Origin of the sequence: Gordonia sp. (in: high G+C Gram-positive bacteria) (assembly GCF_012515855.1) — a bacterium.
GTDB lineage: Bacteria > Actinomycetota > Actinomycetes > Mycobacteriales > Mycobacteriaceae > Gordonia.
The window spans coordinates 1-20,825 of the sequence record NZ_JAAYXO010000154.1; the positions used below are offsets into that span (position 1 = coordinate 1).

General features: G+C 67.2%; 21 protein-coding genes and 1 riboswitch. Of the genes, 14 read left to right on the forward strand and 7 right to left on the reverse strand.

From position 1 onward, the window contains the following. Positions 1-626 (forward strand): GNAT family N-acetyltransferase (locus GX543_RS11150; RefSeq protein WP_366929066.1); only part of this gene is annotated, 626 nt, incomplete at its 5' end. 593 nt (positions 627-1,219) lie between these two features. On the opposite strand, the gene GX543_RS11155 is transcribed toward GX543_RS11150, so the two are convergent. The 4 genes from GX543_RS11155 to GX543_RS11170 all read right to left on the reverse strand — a co-directional run bounded on the left by GX543_RS11155 (position 1,220) and on the right by GX543_RS11170 (position 5,616). Then, on the reverse strand, positions 1,220-2,836 hold the full coding sequence (locus GX543_RS11155; RefSeq protein WP_290851975.1) for a cytochrome bc complex cytochrome b subunit: 1,617 nt from the start codon (positions 2,834-2,836) through the stop codon (positions 1,220-1,222). Continuing rightward, on the reverse strand, positions 2,833-3,999 hold the full coding sequence (locus tag GX543_RS11160; protein ID WP_290851976.1) for a ubiquinol-cytochrome c reductase iron-sulfur subunit: 1,167 nt from the start codon (positions 3,997-3,999) through the stop codon (positions 2,833-2,835). The genes GX543_RS11155 and GX543_RS11160 overlap by 4 nt, the downstream gene beginning before the upstream one ends. Beyond that, positions 3,996-4,928, reverse strand: a complete 933-nt coding sequence (locus GX543_RS11165; RefSeq protein WP_290851977.1) for a cytochrome c — start codon at positions 4,926-4,928, stop codon at positions 3,996-3,998. Before GX543_RS11165 ends, GX543_RS11160 begins: the two co-directional genes overlap by 4 nt. A 76-nt stretch (positions 4,929-5,004) precedes the next feature. Then, a complete protein-coding gene (locus GX543_RS11170; protein WP_290851978.1) occupies positions 5,005-5,616 on the reverse strand; it encodes a heme-copper oxidase subunit III in 612 nt (203 codons plus the stop codon). A 170-nt stretch (positions 5,617-5,786) separates the two neighbouring features. On the opposite strand from GX543_RS11170, the gene GX543_RS11175 reads away from it, so the two are divergent. Both GX543_RS11175 and trpD read left to right on the forward strand, forming a co-directional pair. Beyond that, positions 5,787-6,212 carry a hypothetical protein gene (locus GX543_RS11175; RefSeq protein ID WP_290851979.1) on the forward strand — a complete coding sequence of 142 codons (426 nt, stop codon included), beginning with the start codon at positions 5,787-5,789 and terminating at the stop codon, positions 6,210-6,212. Positions 6,213-6,287: 75 nt separating this feature from the next. Beyond that, positions 6,288-7,385: an anthranilate phosphoribosyltransferase gene (trpD, locus tag GX543_RS11180; protein WP_290852001.1), complete on the forward strand. Its 1,098-nt coding sequence runs from the start codon at positions 6,288-6,290 to the stop codon at positions 7,383-7,385. A 36-nt stretch (positions 7,386-7,421) separates the two neighbouring features. Here the strand turns inward: trpD and GX543_RS11185 are convergent, their stop codons facing one another. Both GX543_RS11185 and GX543_RS11190 read right to left on the reverse strand, forming a co-directional pair. Then, the gene (locus GX543_RS11185; RefSeq protein ID WP_290851980.1) at positions 7,422-7,700 is read right to left on the reverse strand and encodes an Lrp/AsnC ligand binding domain-containing protein; all 279 of its coding nucleotides are present in this window, start codon (positions 7,698-7,700) and stop codon (positions 7,422-7,424) included. Between the two features lie 10 nt (positions 7,701-7,710). After that, complete coding sequence (locus GX543_RS11190) at positions 7,711-9,468, reverse strand: DEDD exonuclease domain-containing protein (RefSeq protein ID WP_290851981.1); 1,758 nt, start codon at positions 9,466-9,468, stop codon at positions 7,711-7,713. A 222-nt stretch (positions 9,469-9,690) separates the two neighbouring features. Between GX543_RS11190 and GX543_RS11195 the strand changes: the two genes are divergently transcribed. The 5 genes from GX543_RS11195 to GX543_RS11215 all read left to right on the forward strand — a co-directional run bounded on the left by GX543_RS11195 (position 9,691) and on the right by GX543_RS11215 (position 14,463). Continuing rightward, positions 9,691-9,900, forward strand: a complete 210-nt coding sequence (locus tag GX543_RS11195) for a hypothetical protein (protein WP_290851982.1) — start codon at positions 9,691-9,693, stop codon at positions 9,898-9,900. Positions 9,901-10,010: 110 nt separating this feature from the next. Further along, a riboswitch (cyclic di-AMP (ydaO/yuaA leader) is annotated at positions 10,011-10,205 on the forward strand. 16 nt (positions 10,206-10,221) lie between these two features. Further along, a complete protein-coding gene (locus tag GX543_RS11200; RefSeq protein WP_290851983.1) occupies positions 10,222-10,800 on the forward strand; it encodes a C40 family peptidase in 579 nt (192 codons plus the stop codon). 94 nt (positions 10,801-10,894) lie between these two features. Further along, the gene (locus GX543_RS11205) at positions 10,895-11,929 is read left to right on the forward strand and encodes an NlpC/P60 family protein (RefSeq protein ID WP_290852002.1); all 1,035 of its coding nucleotides are present in this window, start codon (positions 10,895-10,897) and stop codon (positions 11,927-11,929) included. Beyond that, positions 11,930-13,345, forward strand: coding sequence for a hypothetical protein (locus GX543_RS11210; protein WP_290851984.1), 1,416 nt, complete (start codon positions 11,930-11,932; stop codon positions 13,343-13,345). Beyond that, positions 13,345-14,463 carry a glycosyltransferase family 4 protein gene (locus tag GX543_RS11215; RefSeq protein WP_290852003.1) on the forward strand — a complete coding sequence of 373 codons (1,119 nt, stop codon included), beginning with the start codon at positions 13,345-13,347 and terminating at the stop codon, positions 14,461-14,463. Before GX543_RS11210 ends, GX543_RS11215 begins: the two co-directional genes overlap by 1 nt. 51 nt (positions 14,464-14,514) lie before the next feature. Here GX543_RS11215 and GX543_RS11220 read toward each other — a convergent pair whose 3' ends face one another. Then, entirely contained in the window at positions 14,515-16,320 is a 1,806-nt protein-coding gene (locus tag GX543_RS11220) for a long-chain fatty acid--CoA ligase (RefSeq protein ID WP_290851985.1), read from the reverse strand. A 129-nt stretch (positions 16,321-16,449) separates the two neighbouring features. Here GX543_RS11220 and GX543_RS11225 point away from each other — a divergent pair, with 129 nt between their 5' ends. The 6 genes from GX543_RS11225 to GX543_RS11250 all read left to right on the forward strand — a co-directional run bounded on the left by GX543_RS11225 (position 16,450) and on the right by GX543_RS11250 (position 20,825). Continuing rightward, positions 16,450-16,863 carry a hypothetical protein gene (locus tag GX543_RS11225; protein ID WP_290851986.1) on the forward strand — a complete coding sequence of 138 codons (414 nt, stop codon included), beginning with the start codon at positions 16,450-16,452 and terminating at the stop codon, positions 16,861-16,863. Positions 16,864-16,866: 3 nt separating this feature from the next. After that, a complete protein-coding gene (locus tag GX543_RS11230; RefSeq protein ID WP_290851987.1) occupies positions 16,867-17,304 on the forward strand; it encodes an SRPBCC family protein in 438 nt (145 codons plus the stop codon). Between the two features lie 20 nt (positions 17,305-17,324). Next, positions 17,325-18,530, forward strand: coding sequence for an ArsA family ATPase (locus tag GX543_RS11235; protein WP_290852004.1), 1,206 nt, complete (start codon positions 17,325-17,327; stop codon positions 18,528-18,530). Positions 18,531-18,694: 164 nt separating this feature from the next. Then, positions 18,695-19,036 carry a hypothetical protein gene (locus GX543_RS11240; RefSeq protein ID WP_290851988.1) on the forward strand — a complete coding sequence of 114 codons (342 nt, stop codon included), beginning with the start codon at positions 18,695-18,697 and terminating at the stop codon, positions 19,034-19,036. Between the two features lies 1 nt (position 19,037). Then, positions 19,038-20,030: an ROK family protein gene (locus GX543_RS11245; protein ID WP_290851989.1), complete on the forward strand. Its 993-nt coding sequence runs from the start codon at positions 19,038-19,040 to the stop codon at positions 20,028-20,030. A gap of 75 nt (positions 20,031-20,105) precedes the next feature. Next, a complete protein-coding gene (locus GX543_RS11250) occupies positions 20,106-20,825 on the forward strand; it encodes a 1-acyl-sn-glycerol-3-phosphate acyltransferase (protein ID WP_290851990.1) in 720 nt (239 codons plus the stop codon).

The window sequence follows — 20,825 nt, forward strand, 5'->3', positions numbered from 1 at the left end:
GCAGGCCTGGTGTTCGAGTACCACGTGGGACCCGAGAAGCACTGATCCCGCAGAGCCACAACGAAGCCGCACCCGGATTCCGGGTGCGGCTTCGTCATACCCATGAGCTGTCCGCTGAGTTCCGCGGGCAGCTCCGGGACTTTCTGGAGACCGCGTTCGACGGCGACTTCGACGCCGACGACTTCGATCACGCACTCGGGGGCGTCCACGTGACCGTCGAGGACGCCACCGGCCTGCTGGGTCACGCAGCGGTGGTGCAGCGACGCGTGGTGGTCGGAGACTTCGACCGCGCGACCACGGTCCGCACCGGCTACGTGGAGGCGGTCGCGGTCGCCGCGCATGCCCGTCGCCGGGGGATCGGTGCCACATTGATGGCCGAGGTCGACCGGATCGTCGACGCCGGCTTCGACATGGGCCTCCTGGCCGCGTCAGATCAAGGCATGCCTCTGTACCTACGCCGCGGCTGGACCCCCTGGACGGGCCGTCTGGGGGTCTACTCGCCGACGGGCACCCAGATGACCCCGGACGACGACGGATGTGTCCTGGCGCGTCTGACGGCCGCATCGGTCGACGTCGACCTCACCTCCCGCCTCTACTGCGACTGGCGCGACGGCGCCCCCTGGTAGCCGGAAACGGCGTGGATCGTGGTGTCGTTGCGTTGCGGAGGCGCCCCTCCCGCTGATCGAGTGCCGCTGCGTCGCGCAGCACGCATCGGTTATCGAGATCGTCGTGCGATGCGCTGAGGGTGACGGTCTCGATATCGGGCGGGTTCGCTGCGCTCACTCGCCGACTCGACCACCGTGGGAACGACCGATGCACCCCGCCCGCTGATCGAGTGCCGCTGCGTCGCGGAGCACGCATCGGTCTATCGAGATCGTCGTGCGGTTGCGCTGAGGGGTGACGGTCTCGATATCGGGCGGGTTCGCTGCGCTCACTCGCCGACTCGACCACCCTGGGAATGGCCGATGCACCCTGCTGCGTCGCGGAGCACGCACCGGAGGCTCGAGATCATCCTGCGGTGCGCTGAGGGGTGACGGTCTCGATTCCGGGCGGGTTCGCTGCGCTCACTCGCCGACTCGACCACCCTTGGGAACCGAGTCGACCAATCTGACGCGGGAGCAGGCATTGGGTGGGGGAGGGGAGGGCGGTCTCCATAGACAGAAACGACTGAGGCCGTCTCGCGCGATGCGAGACGGCCTCAGTCGGGTGACTGTTGGTGTCAGTCGATGGCCTTGCCACCCTTGTCCTGAAGGGCGATGAGGGCTTCCTTCTCTTGCTCGTGTCGCTCGTGAGCGATGCGAGCGTTGAGAGCCTGCTCCTCGGCCGAGTCCGGAACCAGAGTTCCGGTACCCGGGTAGCCTGCGCCGCCGAGCTTGTTCAAGCGCTTGGGCAGAGCCACACCCTGGTAGGGGAGCGGGATCGGGTGACCATGGTCGTCCACCGGGCCCAGGGGCTGGTGGATCTCGATGTACTCGCCCTGCGGCTCGCGACGGATGATGCCCGACTCGATGCCGTGCTCCAGCACCGCGCGGTCACTGCGCTGCAGCGAAAGTGCCCAGCGGTATGTGATGAAGTACACCAGCGGAGGCAGGACCAGCAGACCGATGCGGCCCATCCAGGTCGTTGCGTTCAGCGAGATGTGGAACTTCAGCGCGATGATGTCGTTCATGCAGCTGATGGTCATGATCGCGTAGAACATCAGAGCCATCGCACCGACGGCGGTACGAACCGGAGTGTCGCGCGGACGCTGCAGCAGGTTGTGATGCGCGTTGTCGCCGGTGAGCTTCTTCTCGATCCACGGGTACGCGACCATCACGGTGATCACGACGCCGATGAGGAGGACCACCCAGAAGATTGCCGGGATGGTGTAGTTGCCCAAGTAGAGCTCCCACGGCGGCATCAATCGAGCCAAACCGTCTGTCCACTGCATGTAGATGTCAGGCTGCGAGCCGGCCGAGACCTGCGCCGCGTTGTACGGGCCGATGTTCCAGACCGGGTTGATCTGGAAGATGCCCGAGAACAGGGCCAGGAAACCGGTGATGATCGCGAAGAACGCGCCACCCTTGGCGGCGAACACCGGGAGAATGCGAACGCCGACGACGTTCTTCTCGGTGCGGCCGGGGCCGGGGAACTGCGTGTGCTTCTGGTACCAGACCAGGGCCAGGTGAGCACCGATCAAGCCCAGGATGATCGCCGGGAAGATCAGGATGTGCAGCACGTAGAGGCGAGGAATGATGATGTCGCCCGGGAACTCACCGCTGAACAGCGCCCACTGGATCCAGGTTCCGACCAGCGGAATGCCCAGGACGATGCCCGACATGGCGGCGCGGACGCCGGTGCCCGACAGCAGGTCGTCAGGAAGCGAGTAGCCGAAGAAGCCCTCGAACATGGCGAGCAGCAGCAGGAAGCAGCCGATGACCCAGTTGGCTTCACGCGGACGTCGGAACGCACCGGTGAAGAAGATGCGCATCATGTGGATGATGATCGACGCGGCGAACAGCAGAGCCGCCCAGTGGTGGATCTGACGGACGAACAGTCCGCCGCGCACCTCGAAGGAGAGGTTCAGGGTGGTCTCGTAAGCCCGGCTCATGGTGACGCCGTTGAGCGGCTGGTAGGCGCCGTCGTACACGACGTGTGCCATCGACGGGTCGAAGAACAGGGCGAGGTAGGTGCCCGACAGCAACAGAATCAAGAAGCTGTAGAGGGCGATCTCACCAAGCAGGAACGACCAATGGGTGGGGAACACCTTGTTGATCTGGCGACGCATGCCGGGCGCGAGGTGGTACCTCGAGTCGACACCTTCGGCCTGCGTGGCTAGGCGGTCAGCGATCGTCATGACTTACGCTCCCAGAATGCCGGTCCGACGGGCTCAAGGAAGTTACCGCCGTTTTCCTGCGGGTTGGCGACCATGTAGCCCTGATTGTTGACGGTGATGGGCAGCTGCGCCAGCGCACGTGCGGCCGGGCCGAAGATGGCCTTGCCGTACTCGAGGGCGTCGAACTGCGACTGGTGGCACGGGCAGAGGATGCGGTTGGTCCGCTGCTCGTACAACGAGGTCGGGCAACCGAGGTGGCTGCAGACCTTGGTGTAGGCGTAGTAATCGCCGTAGTTGAAGCTCTCCTGGCCGGCGCGCTTGATGACGCGTTCGCCGTCCTCGGGACGAAGGCGAATGAGCATCACCGGGTTGCTGACGGCACGCAGGCCGGCCAGCAGCTTGTGACGCGACTCTTCGTTCTCGCCGTAGCCGTCCGACACTCGCCACGGGAAGACGGTCTCCATGGCGCCCGCGTCGAGATCCTCCGGCCGAACCAGGGCGACCTGGTACGGGTTGCCGGTGTCGCGACGCAGGAAGACGGTCTCACCCTTGACCGCGTTGCGGCTGGGGGCCCATCCGCTGCCCCACAGCGGCGAATCCGGACCCTCGGCCCACGGGTTCTTGATGAAGCCGCCGAGGGCCGCGACGCCGCCCGCCACCGAGAGTGCACCGAGGCCGAAGACGGCCGATCCGATGATCATCTTGCGACGGGGGAGGGTCGAGGTCTGCAGGGTGTCGTCGAGCTCAGCGACGATCGTCTGCTTGTCGACCTCCGACGAACCGCCGTCGTGGCGATCCTGCACCGAGATCTCGGCGGGGATGAAGCGCTTGGTGATCTGCACGACGCCGAAGCCGAACGACAGGATCGACAGGCCGAAGCTGACGCCCAGGAGCGGGGTGTAGAAGGTGTAGGCCCAGTAGCCTGCCTCGTCGGGCATCCTGAACTGCCAGTCACCCCAGATGAAGAGGATGAAGGCGGCGATCGCAAACACGCCGGACAGGATGAACCACATCGCTACCGCGAACTCGGCACGCTTCTCGGCCTTGGTGCCCGGCTCGGGGAACCGCTCGGCGCGGTGGATGATCTCCACGCCGTCCAGGTTCGTACCGAGGCGCACCTTCTCGTCGCGGGACATCGCGGCGAGCTGGTCGTCGGACGGGACGTCCTTACTGGTCTCGCTCAATTTCGTGATCCAATCCACATCGCGCCGGCGACGACCGCCGAGACGCCGACCACCCACATGACGATTCCCTCGGAGACCGGGCCGAAACCGCCCAGTCCGAAGCCGCCGCTGGGGTTAGCGGTATCGACGTAGCGGATGTAACCGATGATGTTTTCCTTCTCTTCCACCGAGAGCTGGCGGTTCGAGAACTTGGGCATGTTCTGCGGGCCGGTCAGCATGGCGGTGTAGAGCTGCTGCGGGTTGACGCTGCTCAGCGAGGGAGCGAACTTTCCGCTCGACAGTGCGCCGCCACGACCGGTGAAGTTGTGGCAGGAAGCGCAGTTGAGGCGGAAGAGCTCGGAGCCACGACCGATGTCGTCGCCGCGGAGCGAATCCATCGCGAGGACGGGGAAGCCGTCTTCGTACTTGATGGAGCCGTCCTCGTTCTTCTCGTACATGACCGACGGGCCGCCACCCATTGCCTGGATGTAGGCACCGAGCTGGTCGATCTGAGCTTCAGTGAACTTGGAGGGCTTGCGCTGGGCCTGGGCCTCGTTGCGGGCTGCGGGCATGCGGCCGGTCGAGACCTGGAAGTACACGGCTGCATCGCCGACGCCGACGAGCGACGGTCCGCGGTCGGGCACGCCTTCGAGGTTCGCGCCGTGACAGGTGATGCAGGAGGTGTTGTACAGCTGCTTGCCAGCGGCGACCGACGCGACGGACTTGTCGTCAGCGGTGGCGACCTGCGGGTCGGGCGATACGAATGCGGCGATCAGGCCGGCAGCGATCAGGCCCAGGAGAAGGAAGATGCTGCCGCTTGCGCGGCGACGCAGCTTGCGACGCGACTTGGCGCGGGTGCCTGCGTTCTTGGCTCCCGCGGCCGCGATGCGCTCTTCTGGAACGTCGGCGGCGTCGCGGCCTTCCGGCGAACTCGGTGGAGATGATCTCATCTGTGACTCTCTACTAAGCGGTTTGGACTGAATGTATGCGAACCGTGCCGTCTACCGGCCGGTTTCTCGGCCGTGGTTACCGAATGAAGTAAATGACGACGAACAGCGCGATCCAGACGATGTCAACGAAGTGCCAGTAGTAGGACACGACGATCGCGGCGGTCGCCTGCGACGGGGTGAACTTCGACATGCGCACGCGCACCAGCAGGAACACGAACGCCAGGAGTCCGCCGATCACGTGCATACCGTGGAATCCGGTGGCCATGTAGAAGACCGAGCCGTAGGCGCTCGAGGAGAGGGTGGTGCCGTCGGCGATCAGGGTCAGGTACTCGTAGCCCTGGCCGAGCACGAAGAAGGTGCCCATGATCAGGGTGATGGTGTACCAGCGGCGCAATCCGAAAACGTCACCTCGCTCGGCCGCGAACACACCGGCCTGGCAGGTGAACGAGCTGAGAATCAGCACGGTCGTCACCGGCACGGCCAGCCAGAGGTTGAGGTGCGTCGGAGGCTGAGGCCAGCCGTCAGACGCGTTGGCCCGCGCGACGAAATACATCGCGAACAGGCCCGCGAAGAACATCAATTCGCTCGACAGCCACACGATGGTGCCGACGCTGACCATATTCGGACGGTTCAGCGAGTGCACGCGTGAGGTGATGGCGGTTTCTGAGGTACCCACAGCGCTAGTCACAAGAGAAGTATGACGGTTCGTAGTAACTGTTGACCACCCGGGTCGGAAAATTGGTGGGCAGGAACCAATTTCCGCAGGTGGCGGACCTGAGTTTTCAGCTTACCGGCGTGTCCTGAGAGCAGGATGAGGGCTACCGTGAGGGTTATGACGACTTGGTACGAGGTGGCGGAATGGTGACTTGGAGATTGCCGTGGCGGAACGGCTCGCAGAACGCCTCGCGTCCGGAGCCGGGCGATCCCGGGCTTCGGCCGCTGGTTTCGGGCACCGATGAAGCGGTGCCGAGTTCGGTCGCGCTCGCCGAGGCGGGGTTCGAGGACGATGCACCGGTGGTGCTCCGTCACCTGCTGCGAGTGCCGCAGGCCGAGTTGGCCGCGGTGTCCGAGCGGTGCATCTCCCACGGCTATGTCATCGATGAGAGCGTCGCGACGGACGTCGTCGACGGGCTCGCGTTGCTGCCGGTCGCGCAGGCGATGGTCGTCGACGCCGTTGCGCTGTCGCGTGAGCGGGCGCGGATGGCGAGTGCTGTCTCGCGGGCCGGCGGTCGTGTGGAGGGCTGGGTGCTGTTGCGCGCGGCGGATACTCCGGTGACGCGCTAGCGACCCTGACGTTAGGGTTGTCGCGTGACTTCACTCGACGCGACTGGATCCGCTGACTCGACCTCCGCAGACTCGATCTCCGCAGACTCGATCTCCGCAGACTCGACCTCCGCAGACTCCTATACCTGGCCGTATGTGCTGGGGAAGGTGACCGACCGCATCGACCTCACGGTCGACGAGGCGTCGTGGGCCATGCGCGAGATCATGTCCGACGGTGCGACGGGCGCGCAGATCGCCGCGTTCGGCGTCGGGGTCAAGATGAAGGGCGCGTCGTCGGCCGAGCTGCGCGGGCTGTCGGAGGCCATGCTGGCGTTGGCGAATCGCGTGAAGGTCGACGTGCCGGCAATCGACATCGTCGGCACCGGCGGCGATCGCTCGCACACCGTCAACATCTCGACGATGACGTCGGTGGTCGTGGCGGCGGCCGGGTTCCGCGTTGTGAAGCACGGGAACCGGGCGGCGTCGTCGAAGAGCGGTGGCGCCGATGTCCTCGAGGCGTTGGGCGTGGCCATCAACCTGAATCCGGCGGCGGTCGAGCAGTCGATCGCCGAGACAGGCATCGGCTTCTGCTTTGCGCCGGTCTTTCACCCGGCGTTCCGTTTCACCGGGCCGCCGCGCAGTCAGATCGGTATTCCCACCGTGTTCAATGTGCTGGGACCGCTGACCAATCCGGCGGCGCCCGAGGCCGGCCTGATCGGTTGCGCTTTCGACGACCTGGCGCCGGTGCTGGCGTCTGCCTTTGCCGAACGCGGCAATCGGGTGCTGCTGGTCCGCGGTGACGACGGCCTCGATGAACTCACCACGACCACCACGTCGACGGTCTGGCAGGTGCTGGGCGGCCAGATCGGTCGCTTGTCCGTCGATCCCCGGTCGCTGGGTCTGCCGCTCGTCGAACTGTCCGCGCTCCAGGGCGGGGACGCGACGGTCAACGCGCAGATCGCACGCGAGTTGTTCGCGGGTGCGGCGGGACCGGTGCGGGATGCGGTGAGCCTCAACGCCGCGGCGGCGATCGTGGCCTTCGAGCAGCGTGAGATGTTCACCCAGGAGGCCTTCGACGAGGCCCTGCGAGAAGCGCTACAGCGCGTCGGACGGGTCATCGACTCGGGCGACGCGGCGGCGCTCCTGGAGCGGTGGGCGGCCACCACGCAGCGACTCGCGGCCGCCCAGCAGTAGGACGGCCGCGACTGTCGAGTTCGAACGACTTGCGGCTCAGGCTTCGCCGATCGAGAAGCCGCCCTCGACCTCCGAGCTGGCGTAGCTGCGGAACGCGATGTGCGTGGCGCTGCTCAGGACCCCGGGGATGCGGTTGATGGCTCCGGTGACGACGGTTGCGATCTCTTCGTGGTTGCGGACGCGGACCTTGGCGATCAGATCGACGTCTCCGGCGCACGAGTAGACCTCGGTGACGCCCGGAATGTCGGCCACCGCCTGCGCGGTCTCGGGGATCTGGTGGATGTCGGCTCCGATGAGGACGATGGCTGTGATCATGCGGTCGACTTTATGCCATCGCCTCGCGAGCGGCGCGGGCCGTTTTGGCGAATCCCATCCACCGTTGGGCCGCGCCGATCGGTAGGGAGAGCTGATCGGTGACGTCGACCAGTCGAGTCCCCGGTTGGTACAGCCAGCGTTCGAGCAACGCCGTCTCCTCGGCCGGTGCGCCACCCAGTGGTCCCGCCTCCGGCGGCGGCGTCAGGACGGTGGTGGCCGATGCTCGGAGCCGTTCGATGACCGGCATCGGGGCCACGCCGCGCACCGCGCGCGCCGAACCTGCGAGGCGGCCGTAGCGGATGATGCTCAGCTCCCACCCGCCGTCGCCGTCGGGGCGTGCTCCGATCACCTCGGGCCGTTGGGCGACGGCCGCGAGTCGTTGGCCCCTGGCGAGCGCCTCGATCGTGGCAGACAGCCGATCCCTTGCGCGGGCAGCGGATTCGAACCGACGTTGCTCGGCGAGCCGCGCGATCCGGCCCTCGAGAGCGGCGAGGAGGGCGTCGGACCGCCCGGCGAGGAGATCGCGGGTCGCCTCGACGCGGCAGAGATAGTCGGGGAGCGTCTGCGGCCGATCGCTGGCGGCTCGGCAGACGCCGGGCATCGCACTGACGAGAGGGTCGGGGAGCTGCGCTGCGTCGGAGGGGCCCTCGCACCAGTGATGGGTGGCCTTCTTCAGGTCTGTCGTGCACGACCGGAGTCCGGCCAGCCCGGCGATGACATCGGCGACGTCCGCCGCCTGCGCTCGGCCGGGCAGTGGTCCGAGGGACTCGACGTCGGGCGTCCGCGTGACTTTGAGTCGTGGGAACCGTTCGGCCGTCAGCGTGATCCACCAGCCGCCCTGCGGATTGCGTGAGCGGCGGTTGTAGGACGGCTTGTGCACGCCGAGGAGGGTCAGCTCGGCGACGGCCGCCTCGAGGGCGTGTGCGCACTCCACGTGATCGACCCGAACCGCCAGCGAGACCATCTCGGCCATCCGGGCCCGGGGGTCGCTCCCGTTGAAGTACCCGGACACGCGACGGCGGAGGTCGACGGCCGTCCCTATGTAGAGGACTTCCTCGCCCGGGCCACGGAACAGATAGACGCCGGGCCGGTTGGGGAGGTCGGCGGCCAGGGTGCGTTTGGCGCGGACCGCCGGAGTGGCGCGCGGGAGATAGCTCTGCAGGTCGCCGACCGTGGTGACGCCCTGGTTCCCGACGCGTTCGATCAACCGGTGAAAGACGTCGACGGTGGCGCGGGCATCGTCGAGCGCCCGGTGCGTGGGGCGGACGGCGACGTTGAAGAGGTCGGCGAGGGCCGAGAGTTTGACGCTCGGCGCCTCTTGCTTCGAGAGCACCCGGCGGGCCATCACCACGGTGCACAGCGAGGTGGTGAACGGCCACGGCAGCTTCATTCGGGCCGCGCTCTTGCGGAGGAAGCCCATGTCGAAGCGAGCATTGTGTGCCACGAGGAGGCTGCCGCGAGCGAACTCGGCGAATGCGGGCAGGACCTCTTCGATCGGTGGTGCGTCGTAGACCATGGCCGAGGTGATTCCGGTGAGCGCGACGATCTGCGGGGGAATGGACCGCCCGGGATCGACGAGGGTGGCGAACTCCCCGAGTACCTGGCCTCCGCGGATCTTCACCGCGCCGATCTCGGTGATGCGATCGTCTGTGGAACTCCCCCCGGTGGTCTCGAGGTCCACGACGACGAAGGTGGTCTCCCGCAGGGCGCACGAGGCGAACTCGGCTTCGTCGGGAAGGTCGGAGAACGAGAGTTGCCGGGCGGTCATGTCACGCACGCTACGACCGCCCTCTGACAAGTCGGCTCTGCGGCGCGTCGCTGTCAGAGGGGCCTCGTACTCTCCACCACAGGTTGAATGTCGGCGGCCGGGCGGCGTCGCAAACCGCGGAAGACGAGGGTTCGGATCGCCCGGAAGCCCGAATGAGAGGTAGATCACATGAAGATTGATTGTTCGCGTTGTCCGGCACGCGGTCGCGAGTGCGGGGACTGCATGATGGGCGTCCTGTTCGGTCCCGTTACCAGCGGGTATGCCATGGGTGAAGTCCCCGATCCCGATGGGGTCGAATTGCTCTACGCCATCGATGTGTTCGCTGACACAGATTTGATCTCGATCGAGGTCGCCGATCTGGCAATTCGTGATGTCAGTGCAGGTGAAGGCCATTTTGAGGCGAATCGGTCGCTGCGGCTGCGTGCCGTGTGACGGGAGGTCCCATGGCACAGGGGCGTGCCTTCGGTGGACATCGGGCATGGGGTTTCGTAATCTTTTCGAGACCTGCCAATCAGGGATGTTCCGGAGAGCTTCGGAAGCCCGGCGGGTCACCGCCTAATCGCCCTTACCAACGGGGGTGAACCGGGGAACCACTTCCTCTGCGCAGTGAGGATTCGACGCGCAGATCGGGGTGAATCGCAGCACGTGAAGCCTTCGGGCTTATCGACGCCTGCGTAGGGCCATCTCTTCCGGCCCGAACCCGACAGCTAACCCGGTCAGCGCAAGGAAGAACAACAAGGAGTACGTGTTTCCGTGGCCAAACATCGTTTGGAGCAGCCCTCTGTCGGTCAGAAGGCCGCCAAGTCCGCAATCTTCGCCGGCTCGATCGCCATCGGCGGATCGCTGGCATTCGCAGCTGCCCCCGCCGCAGACGCCGCACCGGTGACGATCCCCAATGTCGGCACCTTCGACATCCCGGGTCTCCCGTCCAACATCGCCCCGAAGGCACCGCAGCTCCCGCAGCTGGACACCGGCACCAAGCAGGAAGTCCGCGCGAAGAAGGCCCTTCGTGCCGCTGAATCGAAGATCGGTTCGCCGTACGTCTACGGTGCTGCCGGCCCCAACGCTTTCGACTGCTCCGGTCTGACCTCGTGGTCGTACCGCCAGGCAGGCAAGACTATCCCTCGTGACAGCTACGGACAGCTCGGCGGCGGCACCCCCGTGGCCTCGCTGGCGCAGGCCAAGGCCGGCGATATCCTGATCTTCAACGGTGGCGGCCACGCAGGCATCTACGACGGCAAGGGCGGCTTCGTCCACTCGTCGACCGAGGGCGTTCCGGTGAAGCGCGATCCGGTGAAGGAATGGAACCTGACCGGTATCCGTCGCTACTGAGCGTCGAAGAGTTTGATCTAGGTGCAGGGCGGGGTCGGCTGAGTGCCGCCCCGCCCTCCCGGCTATAGGGAATCGGGTGCGATCCGTGTTGAAAATGTCAGGTCCGCTGGTGCGTCGAAGCGCGGCGGCCGTTGGTATCGCTGCGATCACCGCCTCGACCGCATTCATCGGCGCGCCCGCCGCAGCCGAGCCTCCGCAGTCCGCTGACCGCGTCCTGGCGAAGTACCGCAAGCTGTCGGTGGAGGCGGAGCGGACGTCCGAGGCCATGAACGCGGCCCAGGAGGAGTACGACAAGCAGCGCAACGTGGTGCGAGTGGAGCGTAAGAAGGCCAAGGCGGCCTCCGTGAAACTCGCCGCGATGCAGGCCGATATGGATCGCGCACAGAAGAAGATCGACGCCCTGGCGCGCCTGAGCTACCGCGGTGCCCGCGTCAACCGCCTGTACGCCCTTCTCGTGAGCGACTCGCCGCAGAGCCTCCTCGACAATATGTCGGGTCTCGAGGTCATGTCGCGCCAAGCGGCTGCCGACTACCGCACCGTCACGAAGACGGCGCGCGAGACCAAGCAGGCGAAGACCGACGCCGAGGCCAGCGAGGCCGCAGCCACCAAAGCGATTGCGGCATCGGAGAAGAAGCGCGGCGAACTGCAGGCCAAGCAGTCGAACCTTCAGCTCCAGGCGGTCCAGATCCGCGCGATCTACCAGTCGATGACCGGTCGCCAGTTGGCCGCGCTGCGGGGCCCGAAGTACAACTTCGATCCGCGTTCGGTTCCCAAGGGCACGGCGCCCGGACTCGTCGCCGTGCAGGCCGCCGTGTCCCGCATCGGCGACCCCTATGTCTGGGGAGCGACCGGACCCGACGAGTTCGACTGCTCCGGCCTCATGCTGTGGGCCTTCAAGCAGGCCGGCCGAACGTTGCCGCGGACCAGCCAGGCTCAGCTCGCGGGTGGCAAGCCCGTCGACCGCAACGACCTGCAGCCCGGTGACCTGGTGATCTTCTACCCCGAGGCCACGCACGTCGGCATGTACGTCGGTGACGGTTTCGTGGTGCACGCCTCGACGTTCGGCGTTCCCGTCGCAGTGGTCCCGCTGGACAAGGCCGGCCCGTACAACGCTGCGCGACGGTACTGAGTGCGGTCTCGCCGTCACGCCATCGCGATCTCGGCTCTGGCCGTCACCCTGATCGCAGCGCCGCTGACCGCCTGCGGTACCGACTCGGACGGGGAGTCCGCGAGCTCGTCGACGGTTTCGACGACGCCGCTGAATCCGTTCGAACAGCAGCGGTACGACGGCGTCACCGCGCTACTCGACCAACTGTCCGCCACTCTCAGCAGCGGTGACCGCGCTGGGTTGGCGGAGCTGATCGACGACGCTGCTCCCGCGGAGTTCCGTCGACGAATGGAGGCCATCGCGGCCGACTTCGCCGGGCCCGACGAGCCGATCAAGGGGTCCGGTCCGCTGAAACTCAAGGAGTTCCGCTATCGCGTCGCGCCGCAGAACGGCCCGGAGCACCTGCTCGACGAGACGTTCGTGGCCCAGCTGGAGGACGCCGGCGCCTCGGACACCTGGGTCAGCCCGGTCTATCTGAACTACGCGCTCGGCGGCGCGTCGTCGCCCGGGCTCGACGAACCGACGGTGACGCTGAACGAGAGCCTGACCTTCGCCCGCTACGGAGACGACTGGAAGGTGGTCGGTGAAGGGGGTCTGGCGCCTGACCCGACACCGGAGACCGTCCTGCAGAGCAATCCCAAGGCTCCGGAGATGGGGCCCTGGGAATTCCCCGGACTCGCGGCGACGGATGTCAGCACCTCCGGCGGAACCTCGACCGTGCTCTTCTATCGGGGTTCCCAGAAGGCCGCCACCACTGCGTCGCGGATCCTGCCCGCCTCCGTCAACGACGTGACGAAGTTCTGGGGCGAGGACTGGGTGCGCAAAGCGGCGGTCATCTCGACCGCGACCGACGAGCAGTTCGCAGGGCTCACCCGAACCGAACCCGGCACGACGTCCGCGGCAGCGGCGGCGACCGTCTTCGCGATGGTCGACAAACAGAACAAGCAGGTGATCGGCCAGCGCATCGTGCTCACGCCCGCGGCGCGCTCGTTGCCCGCGGCATCGCTCGCGGTGGTCCTCCGCCACGAACTCGTTCACGTCGCCGCACGCCTGGTGACGGCCGAGAACGTCCCGCTGTGGCTCACCGAGGGCGTGCCCGAGTACGTGGGCCGCAAGGGGACCTACCGCGAGTTCGTCGACGCCGCACCCGAGTTGGCTGCAGCAGTGGCCGCAGGTGACGTGCCGAAGGCGCTCCCGTCCGACGGTTCGTTCTCCGTCACCAGCGACGACGCGCGTCTCGCTTACCAAAGTGCGTGGTCGTTCGCGGCATTCGTCGCGGACGCGTTCGGAGAGGGCAAGCTCAAAGACATGTACGTGAACGTGGCCAAGGGCGGAGACACCGCGACCACCGAAGCCGCCATCAAGGACGCGCTGGGGGTCGACAAGGCGAAGGTGGTCTCCGACTGGCAGGCGTGGCTCACGAAGCAGGCGCGCTGATGAACCGGACACTGTTGGTCACCAACGACTTCCCGCCGCGACCCGGCGGCATTCAGTCGTACCTGGAGAACATGGCCGCCTACCTGCCGGCCGACGAGCTGATCGTCTACGCCCCCTCGTGGAAGGGCTGCGAGGCGTACGACGCTGCGTCGCCGTATCGCATCGTGCGCCATCCCACCAGCCTGATGCTGCCCGTCCCGACGGTTCGCCGTCGAGCGGCGAAGCTGGTGCGCGAGAACGATGTCCACACGGTGTGGTTCGGCGCGGCGGCGCCCCTCGCCGTCCTCGGTCCCGCACTGCGCAAGGCGGGTGCCAGACGCATCGTGGCGAGTACGCACGGCCACGAGGTCGGGTGGTCGATGCTGCCCGGCGCACGCCAGGTGCTCCGGTACATCGGCGACCATTCCGACGCCATCACCTACGTCAGCAGATACACGCGCAATCGGTTCGCCGCGGCGTTCGGACCCAACGCGGCGCTGGAGTACGTCTCGTGCGGGGTCGACGTCGACCGTTTCGCGCCGGACCCGGCGGCCCGGGTGATGCTGCGCGAGCGGTACGGGCTGGGCGATGCTCCGGTGGTCCTCTGCTTGTCGCGCCTGGTGCCGCGCAAGGGGCAGGACACCTTGATCGAGTGCTGGCCCGCGATCCGTGCTGCGGTGCCGGATGCACGGTTGATGATCGTCGGGGGCGGCCCGTACGCGGAGACGCTGCATCGCCTCGCCGCCTCGACGGGGGTCGAGGACTCGGTGACGTTCACCGGAGGCGTCCGGGCCGAGGAACTGCCGATGCACCACGCGATGGCAGACGTGTTCGCCATGCCGACGCGCACCCGCGGGCGGGGACTCGACGTCGAAGGGCTGGGGATCGTATTCCTCGAGGCCTCGGCCAGCGGGGTTCCCGTGGTGGCCGGCGACTCCGGTGGGGCGCCCGAGACGGTGCGCGAGAGCCTGACCGGGACCGTGGTGAACGGACGTGATCACGGGGAAGTCGTCGAGGCGATCGTCGAGATCCTCACCGCGCCCAAGCTCGCTGCGGCGATGGGGGAGAACGGTCGTGCCTGGGCGGTCGACAACTGGCAGTGGAAGCAACAGGCCGCGCGACTGATGCGCCTCCTGTAACGGAGTGCACCCGACGCGCGGCCTGGAGCTCGCGAGCTCGGATCTGACGAATCAGCCCTTGTGGTAGATCGCGGCGATCTCTTCGATCCACTTCTCGGCGACCACGTTGCGCTTGACCTTGAGCGTCGGGGTCAGCTCACCGGTCTCCTCGGTGAAGTCGGACGGCAGGATGCGGAACTTCTTGATCGCCTCGGCGTGCGAGACGGTCGCATTCGCGTCGTCGATGGCGCGCTGAACCTCGGCGACCAGGACGGCGTCGAGCGCGAGGTCGGCGACGGTGGCCTCGGCCGACTTCCCGTTGCGGCCCTTCCACGACTCGAAGTTCTCCGGGTCGATGGTGATCAGGGCGCCGATGAAGGGCTTCTGGTCGCCGACGACGACGGCCTGTGACACCAGTGCGCTCGCGCGGATGATGTCCTCCATCGGTGCGGGGGAGACGTTCTTGCCTCCCGCGGTGACGATGATCTCCTTCTTGCGGCCGGTGATGCGGAGGTAGCCCTCGGAGTCGAGTGCGCCCAGGTCGCCGGTGTGGAACCAGCCATCGGTGATCGCGGTGGCGGTGGCCTCCTCGTTCTGCCAGTAACCGGAGAAGACGACCTCGCCGGACAGCAGGATCTCACCGTCGTCCGCGATGCGGACGGCGTTGCCCGGGATCGGCCGACCGACGGTGCCGACCTTCACCTCGCCGGGCGTGTTGACGGCGATGGCGGCGGTGGTCTCGGTGAGGCCGTAACCCTCGTACACCGGGATGCCGACGCCGCTGAAGAAGTGCCCCAGACGCGCGCCGAGCGGGGCGCCGCCGGAGATCGCGAGTTCGCAGACACCGCCGAGGGCGGTGCGGAGCTTGCTGTAGACCAGCTTGTCGAAGACCGCGTGCTTGGCGCGCAGCAGCAGGCCGACGTCGCCGTTCTGCTTGGCGGTGGAGTACTCGATCGCCACCTCGGCGGCGAGGTCGAAGATCTTGCCCTTGCCGCCGTCGTGGGCGTTCTGGCGGGCCGAGTTGTAGACCTTCTCGAACACCCGCGGCACCGACAGGATCAGCGACGGCTTGAAGACGGCGAACGTCGGGAGCAGGTTGGCGATGTCGCTGGTGTAGCCGACCTCGACGCCCGCCTCCATCGCGACCAGGTTGATGGCGCGGGCCAGGACGTGCGCCATCGGCAAGAACAGCAGTAGACGCTTGCCGTCGCCGAGAAGCGTGCTCATCGAGGTCTGCAGGACGCCGCCGATCTCGCCGAGCAGGTTCGAGTGGGTCAGCATGCAGCCCTTGGGGCGACCGGTGGTGCCCGAGGTGTAGATCAGCGTCGCGGGACTGGACGCGACCAGCGTCCGTCGGCGTGCGGTGACCTCGTCGTCGGTGACGGCCTGGCCGCGCTCGGTGAGCAGTTCGACGATGCCCGGGCCGCCTTCGACGTCGATCTGGAAGATCTGGACCGAATCGTCGACGGATTCTGCGGACTCGACCACGGCGCGATGCTCGGCCGTCTCGGCGATCACGGCGGTGGCGCCGGAATCACGGACGATCCAGTCGATCTGCGGGCCCGAGGACGAGTCGTAGATCGGAACGGTGATGGCACCGGTCGACCAGATGGCGAAGTCGAGGAGGGTCCATTCGAGGCGAGTCGACGAGACCAGGGCGACGCGGTCGCCGGGCTCGATGCCCGAAGCGATCAGGCCCTTGGCGAGAGCGACGACCGTGGCGCCGGCCTCTGCTGCGGTGACCGGAAGCCACTGCGAGCCCACTTCACGGCGGAAGACGGTCTTGCTCCCGTTCTTCTCGACGATGTCGAAAAGGACGTCGGACGCGTTCCGCTCCTCGGGGATCTCAAAGTTCGCGGGCACGCGACATTCGGTCATGTAATACACCTTCCGGTACCGAAGTTTCTGGGAAACACCTGAATCTGAAAGTGATCTTAGACCCACGACTCGAGACGGTTCAGCACGCGTGGGTTTCTTCCACGCGTACGGGTGTGTGAAGCTAGGACGGTGACGAGCATTCAGGTTGCCGACGAGGTCTTCGTCGCCGCTGCCCCGTCCCTGGCCGGCGCTGTCGTCGGCGATCGAGGACGGTGGCGTCAGTGGTGGCCGGATCTGAGGTTGACGGTGGTGGAGGACCGCGGGGACCAGGGCATGCGGTGGACCGTGACCGGTCCGCTGACCGGCACCATGGAGATCTGGTGCGAGCAGTGCATGGACGGCTTCATCCTGCATTACTACCTGCACGCCGAGCCCGTCGATCCGCTGCCGACCGATCCTCGCGAGTGCATGGATCTGCTCGCGGAGGTCAACCGTGTGCGTCGCATCGCGGGCAAGGAGATGTCCTTTCACGTCAAGTGGCTGCTGGAGGGCGACCGCGAGGCCGGTGCGCCCGCGATCGCCGCTGCGGCTGTCGAGGAGTGACCGGTGGCGGACCACACTGAGCAGTCGATCGTCATGAACGCCGACGTCGCCGACATCATGGCTGTGATCGCGGACTTCGACAGGTATCCCGAGTGGGTCACCGCTGCGCGCGAGGTGCATGTCAAGGAGCGTGATGCGCAGGGGCGCGGCGTTCAGGTCGAGTTCGTTCTCGATGCGGGCGTGCTGGCCGACACCTACGAACTCCGCTACACCTGGAACGACGACGGAGCGGGCGTCTCCTGGGGGCTCCTGTCCAGCGGTCTGCAGCGCGCACAACAGGGCAGTTACCGTCTGGTGCAACAGGTTCCGGGTTCCACGAAGGTCACGTACTCGCTGATGGTCGATCTGCAGATCCCCATGATCAGCCAGCTGAAGCGACGAGCCGAGAAGGCGATCACCGAAGCTGCGCTCGGCGAACTGAAGAAGAGGGTCGAAGGCTGATCGACTTAGCTCCCATCCATCTGGTACTCGGGCCCGGTGGCTCGGGTGTGTCCGTGCTGGCCGCCGCAGCGGCGCTCAGCGACCGGACCGCCCACCCGCGCGCGGGAGTGCGGGTCGGCACCGACCGCGGCACCGTTTTGGTGTCCCTCGACGGTCGGTCGTACGTGCCGGAACGACTCGGCGTCCTCCGACTGCCCGGCGAGGCGGTGCCGGTGACAGCCGACGTCGACCTCCTGCAGGTGGATCCGCTGAAGATCATCGAAGGCGCATGGGCCGATTTCACGACGGCGCTCGCCGCCGTGGTCGGTGGCAAATCGATGCTCCCGTTCGTCGGAACGCTGGCGTCGCTGGCGCCGGGGGAGTTGTCGAGTCTGCCCGGTGCCCAAGAGTTTCTGCTGCTTCGGCAGGTGCGCGACGTCGCGACGGCGGGACGTTGGCAACGGGTGGTGGTGGATCTGTCCGGGGTGGGTGACGTGATGGCGTTCCTCCGGGCACCGACGGTCCTCTCGGCCGCCCTCGAGCGATTGTGGCCCCGGCATGCCCGACTCGCCGAGGCGGCCGAGAAGCCCGCATTGGCGCAACTGTCCGCTGCGATCGAGGGCATCGACCGCGACTGCCAGGACTTGATCGACCTCATCGCCGATCCGCACGGGGTGGCCGCGCACCTGGTCGTCGACGCAGGCGACCGCGGAATCCGGTGCCTGGCCGACTATCTCGCGATCAGCGATCTGATGGGCCTGCCGCTGCGGTCGGTCCTGGTGAACGAGGGGACCGGTCAGAGTGCCCCCGGCGCCCTGGACGCCGCGCAGGCCTTGCTCGGGGAGCACGCCGATGTCGCGGTGACGGTGATCCCCGTGGCCGACGGTCCCCTCGACCGGCTCGCGCGAATCCGCCGCATCCATCTGGACCTGCCGCGGCCTACCGGCCGACCTCGGGGATCGAGTGCGCTGACCGTCAGCCACGTGGCCGGTGAAGACCTCGACAGCGTCTTCGAGCTCGTCTGGCGGCAGGGGCTCCCGGACCCGGAGCGTCTGGAAGTCGGACGATCGGGCGACGATCTGCTGGTCACCATCTCCGGATTCCGGTTCCCGGTGCGACTGCCCTCGGTGCTGCGGAGGTGCACGGTCACCGGAGCTGATTGGCGAGACGGTCGTCTGATCCTGCGTTTCGCGCCCGACCGAGCCGTCTGGCCGCAGCGGCCGATGCGATCGCCGGGCGCGCCCTGACGTCCGTGAATGGAGTCGACGAACGGACTCGGCGCTGTGCTCTCGGTCACGACGTTGCGGTCCGATGCTAGGGAACACGGCGCGCGCCCGGTAGCGTCGATTGTCCACGCCCTGCTCCGCCTTCCGACCGCCAGCGGTCGCCGACTCCGAGGAATCGACTGCCAATGACCGATCCCAGCAGCACTGCCGGTGCGGGTTCCGCCGCCGGCGGCGACCCGATGCAGGCGCTGCTCCTCGGATTCGCCGGTCAGATCGATCAGCTGGCCGGCCTGATCTCCGGGTTCGGCGGGCCGTCGATGGCGTCGTCGCCGGTACCGGATCTGCTCGGCGAACTGGGCACCCTGGTTCACCAGTTGGGCGATCTGCTGGCCCGGATCATCGCCGCGGCCATCGCCGTGCTCGAGGCGATCGCCGAGATGTTGCGCTCGGACGGCCCCGTCGGCGAGGCCCCGCCGCAAACGCACTTCGAGCCCATCGTCGTCAACATCGCCCGCGCGAGCAGCTGACGTGAGCGCCGGAGGGTTTCGGGGCGACGAGCTCACCGTCGGCATCGACATCGGCGGCACGAGTGTGCGCGCGTCCGTGGTCGACGCGCACGGACGTCAACTCGACACCCTGCGCACCGCGACCCCACCCACTGCCGAATCGTTGGAGCACGGACTGCAGCGGCTGGTCGCGGAGCTGCGCGACCGCTGGGCGGTGGCCGCCGTGGGACTCGCGATCGCCGGCTTCCTGACACCGGATCGCCAGACGGTCCGCTTCGCCCCGCACCTCGCCTGGCGCGAGGCCCGCGTGCCCGAGATCATGACTGAACGCATCGGGCTGCCGGTCTTCGCCGAGCACGACGCGAACTCCGCCGCCATCGCCGAACTGCAGTTCGGCGCGGCGGCCGGGGGACACAACACTCTCGTCCTCTCCATCGGCACCGGTATCGGAGCAGGCATGATTCAGGACGGCGAGATCTACCGCGGCAGCTTCGGCGTGGCCCCGGAGTTCGGACATCTCACCGTGGTGCCGGGCGGTCGGCCCTGCAGTTGCGGCAAACGCGGTTGCTGGGAGCGCTACTGCAGCGGCACGGCCTTGGTCGATACTGTCCTGGAACTGCTCGCCTCCCAAGATTTTCCGCGCAGCGTGCTGGCCGCGGACTCCGAAGCCGACCCCGGTTCGCTGACCGGCCGACGCGTCGCCGCGGCGGCGGCGGACGGAGATCCGGCAGCGCTGGCCGCCTACGCCGACATGGCGCAGTGGCTGGGGTACGGGCTCGGCATGATCGCCGACGTCTTCGATCCCGACCTGATCGTCCTCGCGGGCGGTGTCGGCGCGGCATCGGGCCTGTTCCTCGACGATGCGCGCGAACACTATGCCGCGGCGGTCACCGGCGCCGGACATCGGCAGCTGGCGCGCATCCGCGGCACTCAACTCGGCGATGCCGCAGGCACGATCGGCGCCGCGGAGGTGGCGCGCCAGGGGCTGGCAGCGTTGGACATCGGCAGCCAGTAAAGTTGCTCGCGACGCGATTGTGCGCCGGGAGTGACGTCATGCACCCGTACGTCAAAGCAGGAGGCTGGAGCATCCATGTGGTACTACCTATTCAAATACGTCTTCATGGGCCCCGGCCTGCGTCTGATGGGACGCCCGCGCATCGAGGGGCTGGAGAACATCCCCGCTGAGGGGCCGGCGCTGATCGCGTCGAACCACTTGGCCGTGGTCGACAGCTTCTACCTGCCGCTGATGGTTCCGCGCCGTATCTTCTTCCTCGCCAAGTCCGAGTACTTCACCGAACCCGGCATCAAGGGGCGCTTCAAGAAGTGGTTCTTCAGCGCCTCCGGCCAGATCCCGATCGACCGCTCCGGCGCCAGCGCCGCGGCGGGCGCGCTGTCGGCGGGCAAGCGCGTTCTCGAGGAGGACGGTCGACTGCTCTGCCTGTACCCCGAAGGCACCCGTTCGCCCGATGGCCGTCTCTACAAGGGCAAGACGGGCCTGGCTCGCATGGCGCTGGAGACCGGCGTGCCGGTGATCCCGATCGCCATGGTCGGCACCGACCGCATCAACCCGCCCGGAACCATCCTCCCGCGGCCCACCCGCATCGTCCTGCGCGTCGGCAAGCCGCTCGACTTCGCCCGCTACGAGGGCATGGCGGGCAACCGGTTCATCGAGCGCGCGGTCACCGACGAGATCATGTACTCGCTGATGCAGCTGGGTGGTCAGCAGTACGTCGACGTCTACGCCGCCAGCCTGAAGAAGTCCGCCGAGGCCGCACCGACGCCGACCGCTGAGCCGGGCGACGCCGCCTGA